The 19,357-nt window shown below is 69.7% G+C and carries 16 protein-coding genes and 1 riboswitch; of the genes, 12 read left to right on the top strand and 4 right to left on the bottom strand.

Annotated features, from left to right (window positions below; genetic code table 11):
- The first annotated feature begins 15 nt into the window (after nt 1-15).
- The 7 genes from A5728_RS10150 to A5728_RS10180 all read left to right on the top strand — a co-directional run bounded on the left by A5728_RS10150 (nt 16) and on the right by A5728_RS10180 (nt 9,843).
- On the top strand, nt 16-1,425 hold the full coding sequence (locus A5728_RS10150; protein WP_064846912.1) for an acetyl-CoA C-acetyltransferase: 1,410 nt from the start codon (nt 16-18) through the stop codon (nt 1,423-1,425).
- A gap of 50 nt (nt 1,426-1,475) precedes the next feature.
- Nucleotides 1,476-2,858: a 3-oxoacyl-ACP reductase gene (locus A5728_RS10155; RefSeq protein WP_064846913.1), complete on the top strand. Its 1,383-nt coding sequence runs from the start codon at nt 1,476-1,478 to the stop codon at nt 2,856-2,858.
- Between the two features lie 4 nt (nt 2,859-2,862).
- Nucleotides 2,863-3,939, top strand: a complete 1,077-nt coding sequence (locus tag A5728_RS10160; RefSeq protein ID WP_064846914.1) for a MaoC/PaaZ C-terminal domain-containing protein — start codon at nt 2,863-2,865, stop codon at nt 3,937-3,939.
- A gap of 88 nt (nt 3,940-4,027) precedes the next feature.
- The gene (ligA, locus tag A5728_RS10165; protein ID WP_064846934.1) at nt 4,028-6,430 is read left to right on the top strand and encodes an NAD-dependent DNA ligase LigA; all 2,403 of its coding nucleotides are present in this window, start codon (nt 4,028-4,030) and stop codon (nt 6,428-6,430) included.
- Nucleotides 6,431-6,438: 8 nt separating this feature from the next.
- Nucleotides 6,439-7,296, top strand: coding sequence for an inositol monophosphatase family protein (locus A5728_RS10170; RefSeq protein WP_064846915.1), 858 nt, complete (start codon nt 6,439-6,441; stop codon nt 7,294-7,296).
- Between the two features lie 434 nt (nt 7,297-7,730).
- Nucleotides 7,731-8,471, top strand: a complete 741-nt coding sequence (locus A5728_RS10175; RefSeq protein ID WP_064846916.1) for a transglycosylase family protein — start codon at nt 7,731-7,733, stop codon at nt 8,469-8,471.
- Between the two features lie 241 nt (nt 8,472-8,712).
- On the top strand, nt 8,713-9,843 hold the full coding sequence (locus tag A5728_RS10180) for an FAD-binding oxidoreductase (RefSeq protein WP_064846917.1): 1,131 nt from the start codon (nt 8,713-8,715) through the stop codon (nt 9,841-9,843).
- On the opposite strand, the gene A5728_RS10185 is transcribed toward A5728_RS10180, so the two are convergent.
- Nucleotides 9,822-12,164 carry a S9 family peptidase gene (locus A5728_RS10185; RefSeq protein ID WP_064846918.1) on the bottom strand — a complete coding sequence of 781 codons (2,343 nt, stop codon included), beginning with the start codon at nt 12,162-12,164 and terminating at the stop codon, nt 9,822-9,824. The genes A5728_RS10180 and A5728_RS10185 overlap by 22 nt on opposite strands.
- Before the next feature lie 68 nt (nt 12,165-12,232).
- Between A5728_RS10185 and A5728_RS10190 the strand changes: the two genes are divergently transcribed.
- Complete coding sequence (locus A5728_RS10190; protein WP_311253930.1) at nt 12,233-12,997, top strand: CPBP family intramembrane glutamic endopeptidase; 765 nt, start codon at nt 12,233-12,235, stop codon at nt 12,995-12,997.
- Between the two features lie 51 nt (nt 12,998-13,048).
- Here the strand turns inward: A5728_RS10190 and A5728_RS10195 are convergent, their stop codons facing one another.
- Nucleotides 13,049-13,687, bottom strand: coding sequence for a VOC family protein (locus tag A5728_RS10195; RefSeq protein WP_064846920.1), 639 nt, complete (start codon nt 13,685-13,687; stop codon nt 13,049-13,051).
- 661 nt (nt 13,688-14,348) lie between these two features.
- On the opposite strand from A5728_RS10195, the gene A5728_RS14530 reads away from it, so the two are divergent.
- The 3 genes from A5728_RS14530 to A5728_RS10205 all read left to right on the top strand — a co-directional run bounded on the left by A5728_RS14530 (nt 14,349) and on the right by A5728_RS10205 (nt 17,400).
- Nucleotides 14,349-14,690, top strand: coding sequence for a hypothetical protein (locus tag A5728_RS14530; RefSeq protein ID WP_197493158.1), 342 nt, complete (start codon nt 14,349-14,351; stop codon nt 14,688-14,690).
- Nucleotides 14,655-14,775: riboswitch (SAM riboswitch) on the top strand. It overlaps the preceding gene by 36 nt.
- Nucleotides 14,776-14,851: 76 nt before the next feature.
- A complete protein-coding gene (locus tag A5728_RS10200) occupies nt 14,852-16,240 on the top strand; it encodes a bifunctional o-acetylhomoserine/o-acetylserine sulfhydrylase (protein WP_064846921.1) in 1,389 nt (462 codons plus the stop codon).
- Between the two features lie 2 nt (nt 16,241-16,242).
- Nucleotides 16,243-17,400: a homoserine O-acetyltransferase gene (locus A5728_RS10205; protein ID WP_064846922.1), complete on the top strand. Its 1,158-nt coding sequence runs from the start codon at nt 16,243-16,245 to the stop codon at nt 17,398-17,400.
- Between the two features lie 56 nt (nt 17,401-17,456).
- Here the strand turns inward: A5728_RS10205 and A5728_RS10210 are convergent, their stop codons facing one another.
- A complete protein-coding gene (locus A5728_RS10210; RefSeq protein WP_064846923.1) occupies nt 17,457-18,305 on the bottom strand; it encodes an SGNH/GDSL hydrolase family protein in 849 nt (282 codons plus the stop codon).
- Between the two features lie 75 nt (nt 18,306-18,380).
- Here A5728_RS10210 and A5728_RS10215 point away from each other — a divergent pair, with 75 nt between their 5' ends.
- Nucleotides 18,381-19,034 (top strand): alpha/beta hydrolase, encoded by a 654-nt coding sequence (locus A5728_RS10215; protein WP_064846924.1) that lies wholly within the window; start codon nt 18,381-18,383, stop codon nt 19,032-19,034.
- Nucleotides 19,035-19,038: 4 nt separating this feature from the next.
- On the opposite strand, the gene A5728_RS10220 is transcribed toward A5728_RS10215, so the two are convergent.
- Nucleotides 19,039-19,275 (bottom strand): RNA-binding S4 domain-containing protein, encoded by a 237-nt coding sequence (locus A5728_RS10220; protein WP_064846925.1) that lies wholly within the window; start codon nt 19,273-19,275, stop codon nt 19,039-19,041.
- Nucleotides 19,276-19,357 lie beyond the last annotated feature (82 nt).

Below are 19,357 nucleotides of genomic sequence, written 5' to 3' on the forward strand. Positions count from 1 at the left end.
CGAAAGGAACTACGCATGAGCGAGAACACGCAGAACACGGCACCGTCCACCCCGGCCACCGGAACCGGTTCCGAACCCGCCAAGCGAGTTGCGGCCCCGGCCGCCTCCTCCGCGCCGCAGGGCGGAGCGACGGGAGCCCGCGCCGTCGTCGTGGCGGGCAACCGCATCCCCTTCTCCCGCGCGGGCGGGCCGTACGCGAACGCGTCCAACCAGGACATGCTGACCGCCGCGATCGACGGGCTCGTGGCCCGGACCGGGATCGCGGGCGAACGCCTGGGCGCCGTGGCGGCTGGTGCCGTGATCAAGCACTCCCGGGACTTCAACCTCACGCGCGAGTCCGTGCTGGGCTCCGCGCTGGACCCCGCGACCCCGGCCTACGACGTCCAGATGGCGTGCGCCACGGGCATGGAGACCGTGAGCTCGATCGCCAACAAGATCCGGCTGGGCCAGATCCGGGCCGGGATCGCCGGTGGTGTGGACTCGTCCTCGGACGCTCCCATCGCCGTGAGCGAGGGGCTGCGCCGCGCGCTGCTCAAGCTGCAGCGCGCCAAGACCACCGCTCAGAAGCTCAAGGCGTTCAAGGACCTGCGCCCGGGCGACCTCGCGCCGTCGGTGCCCTCGTCCGGTGAGCCGCGCACGGGCCTGAGCATGGGTGAGCACCAGGCGCTGACCACCCAGAAGTGGGGCATCACACGCGAGGCCCAGGACGAGCTGGCCGCGGCCTCCCACCAGCACCTGGCCGCCGCGTACGAGCGGGGCTTCTTCGACGACCTCGTGACCCCGTTCAAGGGTCTGACCAAGGACAACAACATGCGCCCGGACTCCACCGTGGAGAAGCTGGGCGGGCTGAACCCCGTGTTCGGCAAGAAGCTCTCCGGTGAGGCCACCATGACGGCCGGCAACTCCACGCCGCTCACGGACGGTGCCTCCACGGTGCTCATCTCGTCCGAGGAGTGGGCCGGTGAGCACCACCTGACCCCGCTCGCCGAGGTCGTGGACAGCGAGGCCGCCGCGGTGGACTTCGTGACCGGCAACGAGGGCCTGCTCATGGCCCCGGCCTACGCCGTGCCGCGTCTGCTGGCCCGCCACGGCCTCACGCTGCAGGAGCTGGACCTCGTGGAGATCCACGAGGCGTTCGCCTCCACCGTGCTGTCGATCCTCGCCGCATGGGAGTCCCCGGAGTTCTGCAAGGACCGCCTGGGCCTGGACGCGCCCCTGGGTTCGGTGGACCGCGCCAAGCTCAACGTCAACGGGTCCTCACTCGCCACTGGGCACCCCTTCGCCGCCACGGGTGGTCGCATCGTTGCCTCCACCGCCAAGGAACTGGCCGCACGTGCCAAGGAGACGGGGAAGCCGCAGACTGCGCTGATCTCGGTGTGCGCCGCCGGTGGTCAGGGTGTGGCCATGCTGCTGCGCTCGGTCTAAGCGAGTTCACGGCCACGGCGAGACACCACGATTTCTGGGAGAGGACACAAGTGACGGACACATATCTGGACATGGTCAATTCGGGGCTGGGCAAGCAGCTCGCCGGCAAACTGGGCCTCCCGCGCCCGGTCACGCTGCGCCGGTTCACCGCGGACGGGGACTTCCCGAGCGGCTCCGTGCTGGTGCTCGGCCGGGGTGCGGCGGGCGACGCCGCGTCGTCGGCCCTGCTCGGCTGGGACCTGGACGTGCGCCGGCACGCTCAGGACGTGGACCGGGTGGGTGCGGTGGTGATCGACTACACGGAGGTCGACAGCCCCGCCGATCTCGCGGACGCCGCCCTCGAGCTGGCCTCGGCCGTGCGCAAGCTGCGCCCGGGCGGGCGGGTCATCACGCTGTCGCGACCGGCGCCCGGGATCGGGACCGGAGCGGCGTCGGGCACGCTGCCCGGCGCGCGGCAGTTGACCCCGTCGCAGGCCGCGGCGCGCCAGGGTGTCGTGGGCATGCTGCGCTCGATCGCCCAGGAGATGCGCGGCGGCGTGACCGCCAACGGCATCCTGCTCGCGGACGGCGTCGCTGCGGACGCTCCCGGTGTCACGGGCGCCCTGCGCTTCTTCCTCTCGGGCCGCAGCGCGTACGTGGACGGGCAGTTCCTGACTGTGGGTGACGACCGCGGGGACGCGGACGTGGACTGGGTGCACCCCGTCGCGGGCAAGGTCGCAGTGGTCACGGGTGCCGCACGCGGGATCGGCGCGCAGGTCACGCGTACGCTCGCGGCCTCGGGTGCCACGGTCATCCCCGTGGACGTGCCCGCCGCCGGTGACGCGCTGAGCAAGCTCGCCAACGAACTGCGCGTGCCCGCGTTGCAGCTGGACGTCACGGACCCGCAGGCCGGACAGAAGATCCTGGACCTCGCGGTGTCCCGGTACGGCCGGCTGGACCTCGTGGTGCACAACGCGGGCATCACGCGGGACAAGATGCTCGCCAACATGGACCAGGCCAAGTGGGATTCCGTGATCGCGGTCAACATCGAATCGCAGTTGCGGATCACCGAGACCCTGCTCGCCTCCGATCAGCTGGGCCCGGCGCCGCGCATCGTGTGCCTCGCGTCCACGAGCGGCGTGGCGGGCAACCGCGGTCAGACCAACTACGCCGCCTCCAAGGCCGGGGTGATCGGTGCGGTGGCCGCCACGGCACCGCTGATCGCGGAGAAGGGCGGGACCATCAACGCCGTGGCCCCCGGGTTCATCGAGTCGGACATGACGGCCAAGATCCCGGCGGCCCGCCGCCAGATCTCCCGCCGATTGAACTCCCTGCAGCAGGGCGGTACGCCGGAGGACGTAGCACAGGCCATCACGTTCCTGCTCTCGGACGCCGCCGGTGGGATCAACGGTCAGACGTTGCGCGTGTGCGGCCAGAGCCTCGTGGGAGCATGATCGTATGAGCACTCCCGACCCGGTCCTGCCCACCGTTCCCTCCGACTACGAACTCGTCCAGCCGGCGGGTTCGGTGAAGCTGCCCGCGCTGTACGCGTCCGCGGGGGCGCGCGCGGCGTCGTCGGCGGCTTCCGACGCCGCCGCTGCGGCCACGCACAAGGTGCTCCCGGCTCTGCGCGACTCGCCCGTGGGGCGCGTGCTGCCCGGCGCGCTGCGTAAGTCCCGCAAGGAACGCGTGGGGGCTGCCCTGCAGGTGCCGCGCGTGGCCCACGTCGTGGAGGACGTTAGCGCGGAACCCGAGTGGCACGAGAAGTTCTGCCGCGTGGTGCACGCAAGCACGCATCCCGTGGCCCCGGGGTCGCAGCACACCACGGTGTTCTCGGGTGCGCTGCACGCGCTCGCGTTCCCCGTGGCCATGTCGATGCTCACGCGCAAGGACTTCCCCCTGCCCGTGCTGGGCATGGTGCACCTGAGCAACACCATCCGCCACGTCACGGACGTGGCCGTGGGGGAGCGGCTCACCGCCACGGCGTGGACCGAGAATTTGGGCACCCACCGGTCCGGGACCACGGTGGACGCCGTCGTGACACTGTCCCGCGAGGGCGGGTCCGTGGTCTGGGCCGGGCGCTCCACGTACCTGGCCAAGGGCGTGCACACCGCGATCGCGGACGAGGGCGCGCGCGTTCCCGAGGAGTCCTCCCACGAGCGCGCACCGTTCGATCCGCCGCAGCAGACCGCGCAGTGGGTCCTGGGCGCCGGGACCGGGCGGGACTACGCGGCGGTCAGCGGCGACTACAACCCCATCCACCTCTCCGACCCGTCCGCCAAGGCGCTCGGGATGAAGGGGGCGATTGCGCACGGGATGTACACGGCCTCGCGCGCGCTGGCGCTGACCGGCGTGCCCGTGGAGGTCCCCTTCGCGTGGTCCGTGGACTTCGCCGTCCCGGTGCAGCTGCCGACTACGGTGGCTGTCTCGGTGGACGACGACGGTCGGGGCGCCCACTGGCGCGGTTCCCGCGTCCTCGTGTGGGACCCCAAGCGGCAACGCCCACACGCGGAGGTCACGGTCACGGCCCTGTGACCGCTCGCTGATCCGCCTGACGAACACCCCCGGGACCGAGGTTCCGGGGGTGTTCGTGTCTGTCGGTGGGGTGGGACACAATGGGGGCGTGAGCACAGACAACGCGCGGCGGGCCACGGACGCCACGGGCCAGAGCCTCAATCCGGACGAGCCCAGCGAGGCACTGCGGGAGGAGTACGCCGATCTCGCGGACCGCGTCCGCGAAGCACGCACGGCGTACTACGTCCACGACCAACCCGTCATATCGGACGCCGAGTACGACCGGTTGTACCGCTCCCTCGAGGAGTTCGAGGCCCTGCATCCCGAACTCAAGGCGAACGATTCCCCCACGCAGGAGGTGGGCGGTGACGTTTCCGCGGCGTTCAGCCCCGTGAAGCACCTCGAGAAGATGTACTCGCTCGAGGACGTCTTCTCCACGGACGAGCTCGTCGCGTGGTTGACCCGCGCCCAGCAGCAGGTCGAGCAGTTGCCGGGTGCGCCCACCGTGGCGTGGCTGAGCGAGGTCAAGATCGACGGCCTGGCCGTGAACCTGCTGTACCGCAACGGTGTGCTTGTCCGGGCCGCCACGCGCGGGGACGGCACCACGGGTGAGGACATCACCCACAACGTGGCCACCATCAAGACCATCCCGCAGCGACTGACCGGTGAGGACTTCCCCGAAGAGGTCGAGATCCGCGGCGAGGTGTTCATCTCCTCCAAGGATTTCCGCGCCCTCAACGAGGCCATCGTGGAAGAAGGCCGTGCGCCGTTCGCGAACCCCCGTAACGCCGCGGCGGGTTCGCTGCGTCAGAAGGACCCGCAGATCACCGCGCGGCGGCCGCTGTCCATGTTCGTGCACGGCATCGGGTTCTCCCGCGGTTTCGAGCTGGAGACGCAGTCCCAGGCGTACGACATCCTGCGGGACTGGGGACTGCCCGTGAGCCCCTACTCCCGGGTGCTGGAATCGGTGGACGAGGTGCTCGAGTTCATCGCGGAGTACGGCGAGAAGCGGCACAGCCTGCTGCACGAGATCGACGGCATCGTGATCAAGGTGGACGACCGCCGCACGCAGTTCCGGCTCGGATACACCTCCCGCGTCCCCCGGTGGGCCGTGGCGTACAAGTACCCGCCGGAGGAGGTCAACACGAAACTCGTGGACATCCTGGTCAACGTGGGTCGTACCGGTCGCGTCACGCCCTTCGGGCTCATGGACCCGGTGCGCGTGGCGGGTTCCACCGTGGAGATGGCCACCCTGCACAACCAGGACGTGGTCAAGGCCAAGGGCGTGCTCATCGGGGACACCGTGGTGCTGCGCAAGGCCGGTGACGTCATCCCGGAGATCGTGGGGCCCGTCGTCGCACTGCGGGACGGCACGGAGCGGGAATTCGTGATGCCCACCGAGTGCCCGTCGTGCGGCACGCCCCTGCGTCCCGCCAAGGAGGGGGACGTGGACATCCGCTGCCCCAATGCGGAGACGTGCCCGTCCCAGCTCAAGGAACGCGTCAACCACGCGGCGGGTCGCGGGGCCTTCGACATCGAGGCCTTGGGGGAGGAAGCGGCCAAGGCCCTGACCCAACCCGTTCCCCAGGACGCACCGGACGGCACCGAGTTCTCCGTGCCCCCGCTGCGCAACGAGGCCGGGTTGTTCGATCTCACGCCGGAGGACCTCAAGGAGGTGAAGGTGTGGCGGGACTCCCGGCGCACCGTCACGGACAAGGAGAGGGGGGAGAAGGCCCAGCGGGTCACCCCCGAACTGGTCCCGTACTTCTGGACCAAGCCCACCAAGAACAAGCCGAGCGTGCCCTCCAAGACCACGGAGATCATGTTCCAGCAGATGGAACAGGCCAAGGACACCGACCTGTGGCGGGTCCTCGTGGCGCTGTCCATCCGCCACGTGGGTCCCACGGCCGCGCGCTCGCTGGCCACGTCCCTGCGCAGCATGGACGCGATCCGCTCGGCGGACCTGGACACGCTCGCGGGCACGGACGGGGTGGGCCCCATCATCGCGCAGGCCGTCATCGAGTTCTTCGAGGAGCCGTGGCGGTGTGAGGTCGTGGACCGCTGGGCCGCCGCGGGTGTGCGCATGGAGGAAGAGGTGGACGAGTCCACCCCCCGCACACTTGAGGGAGTCACCGTGGTGGTCACGGGATCGCTCGAGGCCTACAGCCGGGACTCCGCGAAGGAGGCCATCCTGAAACGCGGCGGCAAGGCGTCCGGGTCGGTGTCCAGGAAGACGGCGTTCCTGGTGGCTGGCGAGAACGCGGGTTCCAAGCTCGACAAGGCGGAGTCGCTCGGGGTTCCCGTGCTGGACGAGGCGGGTTTCGAGCGCTTGCTCGCGCAGGGCCCGTCGGCGTTCGACGACGCCGCTGCCGCACCGGGAGCGCCCTCGGCCGAGGACGCCCAGGACGGTGACCCGGAGGCCTCGGCCCCGGACGTGGCCGAGTCGGATGGCCAGGGCGCCGCGGCTGACGCCCCGGATGCCGCTGCATCCCAGGACAACGCGGGGAAGTGAGACGCGAGATGGCGGATGCACTGGAAGGGCTGGGTCCGGGGTCGGACGAACTGCAGGAGCTGCTGGAGGTCGCGCTGCGCGCCGCACAGGCCGGGGCCGACGTCCTGAGCGGTCGTGACAGCGCCAAGTTCCAGGCACAGACCAAGTCCTCGGACGGCGACTGGGTGACGTCTTTCGACGTCGCCGCGGAGGAGGCTGTGAGTGCCGTCCTGCGCCGGGAACGGCCCCGGGACGCCATCACGGGGGAGGAATCGGGAACGTACGTGCCCGAGCACCGCAGCCCCGTGCGGTGGTCGGTGGACCCGCTGGACGGGACCACCAACTTCATCCGGGACATCGTGTACTACGCCACCTCCGTGGCCGCGTGCGACGAGCACGGGAACTGGCTCGTAGGGGTCGTGAACGCCCCCGCTCTCGGGCGGATCTATTACGGCGTCGCAGGCCTGGGTGCGTGGGTCCGGCGGGACGAACGGGACACGAGGCTCACGGGTCCGGTCCCCGGCCGCCGGGGCGCGCTCTACGGCACGGGTTTCTCGTACGACCCCGCCGTGCGGCGTGAGCAATTCGGCTCGTTCCTGGACACCATGGAGAACTTCTCGGACATGCGGCGCCTGGGAGCGGCCTCCCTGGATCTCTGCATGGTGGCCGACGGCATCCTGGACGGTTACTCCGAACGTGGACTGCACGAGCACGACTGGGCGGCCGGCGCATTGATCGCCCACGAGGCCGGGGCGGTGGTGCAGCGCCCCGATCTGCCCGTTACACCGGCGCTGAGTGAGCAAGAACACTCAGCGGGCAGTGCGATCGCGAACGCATACGAAAAGGCCCGCGTGACCAGTGTGATCGCGGCCTGGGCCCCGCGCTGAGTAATGGTAATCACACCGTTATCGGTTGGCAATCACACCGTTATGCAAGCCGGGAACCCGGGTCGGGTTGACCCGTTCGTCGCGGGTGGCCTAGCGTGGCCGGAGTTGATCGGCCGTGGTGGCCGTGATACGTGTCCGCGACTGGGGGTGTCCCCAGAAACGGGATAACGAAAAAGTAACTTTCTGCTTGGCAATGCCAGGAACGTTACGTTATCGTTATTATCAACTTCCTCAGCGGACTTTCGTGAGCGGAAGTTCGCTTCCGGGCCCGCTCGATCCGTGGCTCGGCTTGTGCTGGATGTTGCCGCAACACCGTACGTCGTCTGTATGGCAGCATTCCGTAGTTTCTACCCCTAACACCAACTGTCAAGGGTGGACGACGGCGCGAAGACACCCAGGGATGGGAACGAGCGTAGGTGGCCTTACGGAGCATAATGAAGACTTCAACCGCTATTCGCCGTGGTGCCGCTGCTGTCCTGATGGGCGGCGTGGCCGTGGGCGCGTTCGCCGTTCCCGCCAACGCCGCTCCCAGCCTTGACGCGATCAAGCAGTGCGAGTCCGGTGGAAACTACCAGGCGCACAACGCTTCCTCCGGTGCCTCGGGTGCCTACCAGTTCCTGACCTCCACCTGGCAGAGCATGGGCGCCATCACCGCTGGCTACGCCAACGCCGCCGATGCTCCCGCCCACGTGCAGGACGCTGCTGCGGCTGCGCTGATGGAGCGTTCCGGCCCGAGCCAGTGGGAGTGCTCCGGCATGATTTCCGGCGGTTCTTACACCGCTCCGGTTACCGCTTCCGTGGCCCCGCAGTCTTCCTCCGTCCAGAAGGCTGCTCCGGTTGAGCAGGCTGCCCCGGTGCAGCAGGCTGCTCCCGCTCCAGTCCAGCAGGCCGCGCCCGTGAAGCAGGCGGCACCGGTGCAGCAGGCTGCTCCGGTGCAGCAGGCTGCCCCCGTGGCCCAGGCTCCGGCCGTGACCTACTCCGCTCCCGCGGCTCCCGTGCAGCAGGCCGCTCCCGCCGCCGGCACCTACACCGTGCAGGCCGGGGACACCCTGGGCACCATCGCCAACAAGCTGGGTGTCAACGGTGGCTGGCAGGCCCTGTTCGCCGCCAACTCCGGCACCGTGGCGGACGCCAACCTGATCTTCCCGGGCCAGGTTCTGAACATCCCCGCCTGATCCAGGCACTCATCGCTTGCGATGACCGGGTGATGCGGAGGACCGAGGTCCGCCGCTGACCCCTCGAAGCCCCGCCCCGCACCGATCCCGGTGTGGGGCGGGGCTTTGTCGTACCCGGAACCGGCCCGGATCCCACGGTGTGGGCTGTCACGCCACGGCATCCTGCGGGGCCCCGATTGCCGAGCCGGAGGATTCCTCGCCGGCTTCCGGGATGCGACCGGTGGGGTGCCACAATGAGGTCATGACGACTGAGATCGCGATCATCGGAGCAGGCATCGCCGGATTGTCCGCGGCCTCGGAGCTGGCGGAACACCGGGGGACTGGTGAGGGAATCCTCGTGTTGGAGGCGGAACGGGACGCGGCCATACACACGTCCTCCCGGTCCGCGCAGCAACTGATCCCGAGCTACGGTCCGGAACCGGTGCTCGAGCTCACCCGCTGGAGCATTGCCCGGTTGCTCGAAGCTGGCAACTATCTGGCGGCGCCGCTCGCGTGGCCCAGCTCGTTCGTCGTCGCCGGCTCGCCCGAGGACGTGGCCGCCATGACTGTTCCCGGGCTGCGTACCCTTGAGGGCGCCGAACTGTTCGAGCTGTGCCCCGAACTGCGGGTAAACCCGCAGCGCTTCCGGACCGCCGCCGTGGACGAGTCCGCCGTGCGCACGGATGCCACCGCCCTCGTGGCATGGCATCGCGAGCGAGCGCTGGCGGCCGGCGTCGAGATCCGGACGAACAGCCGCGTGACCGATGCCAGGCGGGCCGGGGACCTGTGGGAGCTGACCCTCGACGCCGCCCCGCCGAAGACCGTGCGTGCCGCCACGGTCGTCAATGCCGCGGGTGCGTGGGCGGACGAGGTGGGAGCGCTGTTCGGCGCGGCGCCCCAGGGATTACGGCCTCTGCGACGCACGGCGGCCCTCGTGACCTTGGCCGAGCCCATGCCGCCGGAACACCCCATGGTCGACGATGCCGCCGAGGACTGGTACTACCGCCCCGACGCCGCGGGCGCCATGATCTCGCTCGGGGAGGCCGAACCCAGCGAACCGTGCGACGCCCAACCGCACGAGGGCGCCGTCGCCGGGCTGATCGCCACGATCGAGCGGGAGACCATCCTGCGGATCACGGGCGTGGTCAAGGCGTGGACCGGACTGCGCACGGAGCGTCCGAGCGACGTCCCCGTGTGCGGCTGGGACCCGGTGGCACCGGGGATGTTCTGGCTCGCGGGCCAGGGCGGGTACGGGTTCCAGACGAGTTCGGCACTCGCCAGGGCTGCCGCGGAACTGGTGCTGCGCGGTGAGGTGGGGGACTGGCTCAGCCCCGCCACTCGCGATGCTCTGGCCCCGGACGGCTCACCCGATCAGTCCGCGACCCCCAGGTAGCGCGCGAGCCACGCGTACTCCCAGGCCGTGTCCTTCCACTGCGAATAGCGCCCGGACGCGCCACCGTGGCCGCCCGCCATCTCACAGCGCAGCACCACGGTCTCCGGGTGCCGGGCACGAGTGCGCAGGGCGGCGACCCACTTGGCCGGTTCCACGTACAGCACGCGGGTGTCGTTGAGGCTCGTGACCGCCAGGACGGGCGGGTAGTCCGCGTCCCGGAGGTTCTCGTAGGGGGAGTACGAACGCATGTACTCGTAGACCTCGGCCGAGTCCACGGGGTTGCCCCACTCCTCCCACTCGAGGGCGGTGAGCGGCAGCTCGGGCATGAGCATGGACGTCAGCGGGTCCACGAACGGGACCGCCGCGAGCGCCGCACAGTACAGCTCGGGCGCGAGGTTGAGCACGGCTCCCACGAGCAGGCCGCCGGCCGAGCCACCCATCACGGCGATCCGCTGGGCGTCCACGTCCGGGCGGGTGGCGAGGTGGCGGGTGACGGCCACGTAGTCGGTGAACGTGTTGGTCTTGGTGTCCTTCTTACCGTTCTCGTACCACCCGCGGCCGAGTTCGCCACCGCCGCGCACGTGCGCGACCGCCCAGATCACGCCCCGGTCCAGCAGCGACAACCGGGACACGGAGAAGCCGGGGTCCGTGCTGATCTCGTAGGACCCGTAGGCGTACTGGAGTACGGGTGCGGGGCGGGTGGGGTCCAGGTCCGCGCGGCGCACGATGCTCACGGGGATCCGGGTCCCGTCCTCGGTCACGGCCCAGTCCCGTTCCACGGTGTAGTCCTGGCTGTGGTACCCGCCCAGTACGGTGGCCTCGCGCCGAAGGACGGGCTCGCCCACGCCGTACTCGTTCGTCCCGGACTCGCCGGGTTCGGCCGTGGGGATGTCGTAGACGCGCGGCGGAGTCACGAAGGACGTGTAGGACACCCGCACCACGGGGTTCTCGTACTCCGCGGAGAGCACGCCACTCGTGTAGAGCTCCTCGTCGAACGCGGCCTCGGCCCCGTCCAGCAGCGACGACGACGCCGCACCGGCCGCCGCGCTGGGCGCCGCGGCGTCGTCCGACTCCGCAAGGCGTCCTGAGCCCGTGTCCGATGTCGAGGGCACGGCCTCGCGTGGGCCCCCAACGATCTCGTCCACCGCGCGGCGCGGGATCAGGCGGACCCGGGGCGTGGTGTCCGCGCGCAGGGCCACGACCAGGTGGGTGGCGGTGGGAACACAGGACTCGATCCGCACGTCCTCCGACGCCGGGATGACATCCGTGAGCTCGAGGTCCGCGAGGGCACGGCCCGCGTGCCCGAGCGGCATGAGGCTCACCCGGCCGTTGGGGGCGTGCGCGTCGTGGGTCAGGAGCACGTAGTCCTGGCCGGCCACCGTGAGGGGTTCCACCTCGTAGAGCACCCGGTCCTCGCGCGAGATCATGACGCGCCAGGGCAGGGAAGCCGGCCCAGCGGCGTCGTCGGACGCATCGGCGACCGGCTCATCCGTGGGGGAGCCGGTCAGCTCGGTCAACGGCAGGATCCGGTACTCGCTGTACTCCGAGCAGGACGAGGACAGCATGAGCCACTGCTTGTCCGCGGAGAGCTCGGCCCCGAGCCACAGACCGGGGTCGTCCTCCTGGAACAGCAGCTCGTCGGAGGAGGCATCCCGGCCGATGACGTGCCGGTACACGCGCCACGGCCGCCAGGACTCGTCCACGACGATGTAGATCAGCTGGGAGGCGTCCGGTGTGAGGAACGCGCCGTACGAGGTCTGCTCGATCCGGTCCGCGAGCAGTTGTCCCGTGGCGAGATCCTTGACCTGGATCGTGAACCGTTCGTCACCTGCGGTGTCCTCGGACCAGGCCAACCTGGAGCCGTCCTCCGACACGCTGAAGGCGCCCAGCGCGTAGAAGTCGTGCTCCTGGGATGCGGCGTTAGCGTCCAGGAGGGTCTGTTCGCCGTCCAGTGCGGTGCCCGGTTCCACGGTGGGCGGTGTCCACTGCGCGGGGTCGGTGACCGGGACGCGGCAGAAGATCTCGTGGGCGCCGCCCTCGACCGTGCGCGTGAAGTACCACCAGTCCCCGCGACGCGACGGCACGGACAGGTCCGTCTCGAGCGTGCGGTCCTTGATCTCCCCGTAGATCCGCTCGCGCAGGGGCGCCAGATCCTCGGTCGTGGCCTCCGCGTAGGCGTTCTCGGCGTCCAGGTGCGAGCGCACCTCGGGGGAGTCCTTGTCCCGGAGCCACTCGTAGGGATCGGCGAAGGTGTGCCGGTGGAACGTGCGTTCTACCGGGCGGCTCGGGGCCACGGGATAGGACGGCTGCTCGGAAGTCATGCCCACAGTCTAGGGGCGGGTGGGGATGCGCAGACGTGGTCCCGCTCGCGAGCGGCCACAATGGTCCCGTGCAGACTCCCACCCCTTCGCAGTGCGCTATGTCGCGCACCGACACGTGGCTTCAGATCGTCCTGGTGCTCGGCGTGTCCCTCGGAGCGTCCGCGGTTTACGCCGTGCTGGATCTGGCCGAGGTGCTCATGCGGTCCTCGCTGGCCGACACCACGACGACGCTCAACCGGCCCCTGAGCAGCGTCCCCCTGATCGACGCGTTGCGCCAGCTCACGGGCATCGGCTTCGCGCTCGTCCCCGTGCTGCTGGCCCTGTACCTCATGGCCGGGGTGGCGCGGGGGATCCCCGGCGTGCTGTGCAGGATCGGGGTGGATGGGCGCAGACCCGCGTGGGACACGCTGTGGGGAATGGGCCTGTTCGCGGTGATGGGCGGCGGCACCCTGGTGCTCTATCAGGTGGGCCGGTCCCTGGGGATCACCGCGCAGATCACCACATCCACCATGGAGCAGACCTGGTGGGCGGTTTCTTTGCTCGTGCTCTCCGCGCTGCGCCACTCGATCGTGGAAGAGATGATCGTGGTGGCGTTCCTGTGCGAGCGCTTGCGATCCCTCGGATGGTCGTGGTGGCTCGTGGCGGTGGCCTCCGCGGTGGTGCGGGCCAGCTATCACCTGTACCAGGGGTTCGGACCCACGCTCGGGAACCTGGTCATGGGACTCGTGTTCGTGTGGCTCTACCGCCGCGGCGGTCGACTCATGCCGCTGCTGATCGCCCACGCTCTCCTGGACACCGTGGGCTTCCTGGCCCCGCAACTGCTCGCGGGCTGATGCCGGAGACCGGGCGGAGCGGCGTCGTCGGCCGCACCGAAGGGAACCAGATCAAATGGTGACGGTGCCGTCCGGGGTGTCGAACGAGACGGCCATGACCCCGGGGGTGCCGTTGGGGGCGCACCAGGTGACGTCCAGCGAGCCCAGGACGTCCTCCACGGGACCGCCGAGCCACTCCGTGACGCGGTCGGGGGAGCCGGCGATCTCCATCCCGCTCAACCGGACGTCCGTGATCCGCGCCTGGGACGGGTGCATCTCGTCCTCGGAATCGAAGTGCACCATGAACGGCAACTGCGGGTCGGAGATCAAACCCTTCACGCCGATCTGATGCCATTCGAGCTGCCGACCGTCGGGGAACAACCGGCCACCGGGCACGGAGGGGCGGCCCAGCTTGGCCTCGAAGGGCGCGAGGTCGGGGACCTCTACGACCCAGCCGAGCCAGCCGCCGCCGGCGTCGGAACGGGCACGGACGGCCTGACCGAACGGCGCCTTCTCCGCGGCGGGGTGCTCGAGCACCGTGACGACCTCCACGTACTGGTGGTCGGTGAGCGGCAGGATCATGTTCCGGGTGCCGAAACGGGGGTGCACACCGCCCTTGACCGGTTCGATCCCCAACCGGTTCGCGATGCGTTCGGTGGTGGCCTCGAGGCCGTCGGGCTGAGCCGCGAAGGAAACGTGATCCAAGTTCATGACGCCATGGTGGCACCGGCCACACGGGCCACCAAATCGAGCGCGAGCCCGGCGAGTGTGTGACCTGCGCCGCCCGGTCCGGTGGGCAGGGCCGGCTCTCCGCACCTCCCGAGACCTGGCATCGGGACGGCTGATCCGGGCGGGGACTGTGTTGGTCCAGGTCCACGAGACGCGCGTCTCAAAGGCTGGAGTTCGCAGCATCAGCCGGGGAGTCTCCGACCGAACCCTCGCTATATGACCTGAGACCGATATCGATCCCGATCACTACGAGGTGGTTCCCGTGTCCGCAAATGCCGTCGGTTTCACACTCCTGATCCTCCGAGTCGCCCTGCTCCTGGGGAAGTTCGTGCGCGTCAAGGTGGGTTGGGTCCAGAGCCTGTTCCGCAGCGACGAGTACTACTCCGCTGGCACTATGACCAGCTGCCCGTCCTCCGTGGAACCGTTCTCCCTGCACATGTCCATCGCGGCCGTGGCTGGCGGCGTTCACCATCCTGGCGGTGGTCGGCATCGCGTTCAACGTGGCCATTTTCCTGTGGTTGGCACCCCACATCATCGGTCGCTACTGGCTCGCGCGCGGTATCGGTGACTACCACCCGTCCATGGGGGTGACCGCCACCGGGCTGATCCTCATGCGCGTGGTGGACCCGGAGGCCAAGACCCGGTGTTCGAGGCGTTCGGTTACAAGCAGCTGGTGTTCGAACCGTTCTTCGGGGGCGGGTTGGTCACGGTGCTGGCCATCCCCGTCATCTACCTGACCGGCGTGCGGCCGTTGTTCTTCGTGATGCTCGCGGTGTTCGTGATCGCGGTGCTCACGGGTCTGTTCTACGTCCATCCACATGAGATGAAGGACCGGGAACTGCACACCCGGGAGATGGAACAGCAGGAACGAGCGGCCACTGACCCCGAGCCCGCTCGCAGCGTCCCCGGCTTGACTCCCGCCCCGCCGGGTTCGGACAATGAGGTAATAGGTCACGAGAGTCAGCGCGAAGCCCCAGCTAGCTGACCGGCAACCCTCCCTTCCGCGGTGGGGTGCCCTGGGTGAGGACCTGGCCGTGGCGTCGACCGACGTCGTGCGGCAAGCGCGGGTCATTGGTGCCCGGTCACAGCACGGGCACCGTGCGGATCGCCACCGGACCCCTGATCCTTCCGAGAAGGAGTACGGCCATGAGCACCGCTCCCACCCCCGACAATCCCCAGGGCTGGTCGTTCGAGACCCGACAGATCCACGCGGGCCAGAACCCCGACCCTGTGACCGGGTCGCGCGCCCTGCCGATCCACCAGACCACGTCCTTCGTGTTCCCGGACGCCCGCACGGCGGCGGCCCGGTTCGCGCTCGAGGAGATGGGTCCCATCTACTCGCGCCTGACCAACCCCACCACGGAGGTCGTGGAGAACCGGGTCGCGTCCCTCGAGGGCGGCGTGGGGGCCCTGATGGTCTCCTCCGGGCAGGCCGCGGCCACGCTCGCGATCCTCAACCTGGGCGGCGCCGGAACCCACGTGGTGGCCAGCCCGTCCCTGTACGGCGGGTCGTACAACCTGCTCAAGCACACGCTGCCGCGCATGGGCGTGGAGACCACGTTCGTCTCGGACCCGGACAATCCCGCGCAGTGGCGGGACGCGGTGCGCGAGAACACCGTGGCGTTCTTCGGTGAATCCATCCCGAACCCCCGCAACGACGTGCTCGACATCGAGACGATCGCCGGGATCGCCCACGAGGCGGGTGTCCCGCTCATCGTGGACAACACGATCGCCACGCCCTACCTGGTGCGGCCCATCGAGTGGGGCGCGGACATCGTGCTGCACTCGGCCACCAAGTTCCTGGGCGGCCACGGCACGGCGATCGGCGGGTTCATCGTGGACACCGGAGCGTTCGACTACTCGCGGGACCCCGAGCGCTTCCCCGGTTTCAACCAGCCGGACGAGACGTACAACGGGCTCGTCTACGCCCGCGATCTCGGTGCGGACGGGGCCTTCGGCGTCAACCTCTCGTACATCCTCAAAGCGCGTGTGCAGTTGCTGCGCGATCTGGGGACCTCGATCTCTCCGTTCAACGCGTTCTTGATCGAGCAGGGCATCGAGACGCTGTCGTTGCGCATGGAACGTCACGTGGCCAACGCGCAGAAGGTCGCCGAGTGGCTCGAGGCCCGCCCCGAGGTGCGCTCGGTGTCCTACGCCGGTCTCGAGTCCTCGCGCTGGCACGACCGCGCCCTGAAGTACGCGCCCAAGGGTGCCGGGTCGGTGCTCGGTTTCGTGCTCGACGGCGGCCGGGACGCCGGTGTCGCGTTCGTGGACGCCCTGAGCCTGCACTCCAACGTGGCGAACATCGGCGACGTGCGCTCGCTCGTGATTCACCCCGCCTCCACGACGCACGCCCAGCTCAAGGACGAGGAGCAGCTCGCGGCCGGCGTGGAACCGGGATTCGTGCGGCTGTCCGTGGGTGTCGAGGGCATCGACGACATCCTCGCGGACCTCGAGTCCGGATTCGCCGCGGTGGGTGCGCGCGGCGACGCTGCCGGCGACGCGGCGTCGTCGGCGGAGGACACGGGGAACTGACCATGACGGTCGTGGGCAACGGGCCGCGCACGCGGCGCGACGGCGTCGTACGGCGGGCCGAACTCGGCGAGCTCGTGCTCGAGTCCCGGTTCCGGCTGCCGGACGTGCACCTCGCGTACGAGACGTGGGGCGAGCTCGCGGCGGACGGTTCCAACGCGGTGCTGATCGAGCACGCGCTCACGGGTGACACGCACGTGGCGCGCGGTGGTGCGGGGCATGAGGACGCCGCGAGCGCTCCCGAGGGCGCGGCCGCCGCGGCGGACGGTTGGTGGGACGGACTCGTGGGCCCGGGTGCCGCGATCGACACGGACCGCTACTTCGTGGTGTGCGCCAACATCCTGGGTGGGTGCTACGGCAGCACGGGACCCGCGAGCCCCGCACCGGACGGCGTCCCGTGGGGCTCGCGTTTCCCGCGCGTGACCGTGCGGGACTCGGTGACCGCGGAGGCCCTGCTCGCTCGGGCGCTCGGAGTCTCCCGGTGGCGGCTCGTGATCGGCGGGTCCATGGGCGGGGCGCGCGCCCTCGAGTGGGCCGTGTCCCACCCGGATCGGGTGGCCGCGTGCGCCGTGATCGCGGCCAACGCGCGCGTGGGTGCCGAGCAGCTCGCGTGGGGACAGGCACAGTCGCTCGCGATCCGCCAGGACCCGAACTTCCGGGGCGGCGACTACTACGCGGGCGAGTACCCGGAGGCGGGTCTGGGGCTCGCGCGGCGGATCGCGCACATCACCTATCGCAGCGCGCACGAGCTGGAGACGCGCTTCGGCCGCGACCCCCAACCCCGTGAGGACCCCGAGGCCACCCACGTCGCGGACCGCGGTCGGTACCAGGTGGAGAGCTACCTGGACCACCAGGCGTCCAAACTCGCGGGCCGCTTCGACGCGAACTCGTACCTGAGTGTCAACGAGACCTTGATGTCGCACGACGTCGCTCGGGGCCGCGGCGAGCTACGGGACGTCCTCGCCCGCACCCGGTGCGAGTGGCTCGTGGCCGCGGTGGACTCCGATCGGTTGTTCTTCCCCTCGGAATCCGCCGAACTCGTGGCTGCGCTGCCGGGGGAGCAGGAGCTGCACACGATCACGTCCCCGAGCGGGCACGACGGGTTCCTGATCGAGACTCCGCAGGTGGGCATGTTGCTGCGGGAGACCGTGCTGCGGGACTGAGCAGGGAGCCCTGACGGGCCGGCCTGGCCGGGGAGACCCAGTGGGCCCGGGCCGGCTCAGCCCTCCCGGTCCTCGCCGGGAATGCCCTCGCCCGCACCGGGGATCGTGGTGCGCCCGAACGAAGGGCGCTTGGCGGTGATGTTGTCCCCGGAGCTGCGACGCCGGATCCGGCGGCCGACCCACGGGACCAGGTACTTCCCGGCCCACACGAGGTCCTCGCGACGCGCCTCGCGCCACGTGCGCACGGGACGGTCCCCGAGCTCGCCGGGGACCAGGTCGTGCTCGACCCCCAGGGAGTCCAGGACCTCGCACGCGATGAGCTGGTGGCCCAGGGGCGAGAAGTGCAACCGGTCCGGTGCCCACATGGCAGGTTCCCCCAGTTGCTGCAGTCCCCAGAGGTTCACCATCACGGCGTCGTGCCGGGCGGCCACCACGCGCAGGTTCTCGTTGAAGATCGCCACGCGCCCGCGGATGCTGCGCAGCACGGGGGTGTTGCCGATGTCCGGGCCGTCGAACATCGTGACCGTGGCACCCGTGGCGGCGAGTTTCTCGATCACGGCGTCGAGCCGCACCGCGATGTCGTCCGGATCCGCACCGGGTCGCAGCATGTCGTTGCCGCCCGCGCTGATGGTCACGAGGTCCGGGCGCAGTTCGATGGCCGGTTCCAGCTGTTCGTCCACGATGCCCTGAAAGAGCCGACCGCGGATCGCGAGGTTGGCGTACGCGAAGTCGTCGGTGTGGCGCGCGAGCTCCTCGGCCACGCGATCGGCCCAACCGCGCACACCGCCGGGTACGGCGTCGTCGGGATCGCCGACGCCCTCCGTGAAAGAATCGCCGATCGAGACCATGCGGTGCCAAGGGTGCTTCGGGTCGGAGGGGGCTCGGGAGTGAGTGCTCTTATCCATACCCGGTTTCTAACACACCCGCCTGAACGACTCAGGCCCGCGGGCAGTGCCGGGTGGGCATGTCAGGATGGAACCATGCAGCAAGCTCCCCACGTGATCTGGAACAACGAACCGCAGGACCGCGCCGGAACACCCTTGGTGGTCATGTTCCACGGCTACGGTTCGTACGAGGAAGACCTCATGGCCCTGAGCTTCGCGCTACCGCAGGGCTACACGTACGCGTCCGTGCGCGCACCGCAGCGTGCGGGCATGGGGTTCCAGTGGTTCCCGCTGGCCGCAGATCTCGCGTTCACCACGGACGCCGTGGTCGCCGCGGCCGAGGCCGTGATCGAGTGGTTGCGCGAAGAGTCCCAGCAGCACACGCACGTCTTCCTACTGGGGTTCTCCCAGGGCATGGCCATGGCCACGACCGTGGCGCGTCACGTCCCCGAGCTCGTGGACGCCGTCGTGGGGATGTCCGGGTTCGTGATCCCCGTGGCGCCCGACGACGCCCAAGCTGATTTCTTCCGGGACGACCGGCTGCGCGCCGAGCCGCTGCGCATGTTCTGGGGCCGGGACCCGGAGGACCCCGTGATCACCTCGGTGCTCGTAGACGGCACCGCCGAGTGGGCCAACGATCACACCGAGCTGACCAAGATCCAGTACCGGGGCATCGGTCACGGGGTCTGCCCGGAGGAACTCGCGCACATTAAGGAGTATCTCCAGGCCGCCGTGGACGCGACCTCGTAGGGCGTCAGCCCGTCACGATGCGCACGGGCGGCAGCTCCGCCCCGACCACCGCGATCACGTCTCCGGCGTGCAGTTGCGCGCCGCGGCGCAGTTCCACCGCGCCGTTGACCGTGACCTGCCCCTCGGACACCAAGTGCTTGGCGTGTTGGCCGTCCTCCGCGAGGTTCGCGAGCTTGAGCGCTTGGCCCAATCGGATCATCTCGTCACGGATCGGGAGTTCTTCGTAGTCGTCGTGATGCATGGGTCCATCCTCGCAGGCTCGGGAGTAGCCTACATCGGTGACTTCTCCCACCCCCGTCCTCTTATAAACATCTCCGAGCAGA

The sequence above is a fragment of the Kocuria sp. ICS0012 genome, from assembly GCF_001665945.1.
Taxonomy (GTDB): Bacteria; Actinomycetota; Actinomycetes; order Actinomycetales; family Micrococcaceae; genus Kocuria; species Kocuria marina.

Coding starts and splice junctions, on each gene's coding strand:
- A5728_RS10195 (WP_064846920.1), bottom strand. CDS start 13,687: ATGAACTTGGATCACGTTTCCTTCGCGGCTCAGCCCGACGGCCTCGAG.
- A5728_RS10175 (WP_064846916.1), top strand. CDS start 7,731: ATGAAGACTTCAACCGCTATTCGCCGTGGTGCCGCTGCTGTCCTGATG.
- A5728_RS10205 (WP_064846922.1), top strand. CDS start 16,243: ATGACGGTCGTGGGCAACGGGCCGCGCACGCGGCGCGACGGCGTCGTA.
- A5728_RS10150 (WP_064846912.1), top strand. CDS start 16: ATGAGCGAGAACACGCAGAACACGGCACCGTCCACCCCGGCCACCGGA.
- A5728_RS10170 (WP_064846915.1), top strand. CDS start 6,439: ATGGCGGATGCACTGGAAGGGCTGGGTCCGGGGTCGGACGAACTGCAG.
- A5728_RS10215 (WP_064846924.1), top strand. CDS start 18,381: ATGCAGCAAGCTCCCCACGTGATCTGGAACAACGAACCGCAGGACCGC.
- A5728_RS10180 (WP_064846917.1), top strand. CDS start 8,713: ATGACGACTGAGATCGCGATCATCGGAGCAGGCATCGCCGGATTGTCC.
- A5728_RS10200 (WP_064846921.1), top strand. CDS start 14,852: ATGAGCACCGCTCCCACCCCCGACAATCCCCAGGGCTGGTCGTTCGAG.
- A5728_RS10210 (WP_064846923.1), bottom strand. CDS start 18,305: ATGGATAAGAGCACTCACTCCCGAGCCCCCTCCGACCCGAAGCACCCT.
- A5728_RS10160 (WP_064846914.1), top strand. CDS start 2,863: ATGAGCACTCCCGACCCGGTCCTGCCCACCGTTCCCTCCGACTACGAA.
- A5728_RS10220 (WP_064846925.1), bottom strand. CDS start 19,275: ATGCATCACGACGACTACGAAGAACTCCCGATCCGTGACGAGATGATC.
- A5728_RS10185 (WP_064846918.1), bottom strand. CDS start 12,164: ATGACTTCCGAGCAGCCGTCCTATCCCGTGGCCCCGAGCCGCCCGGTA.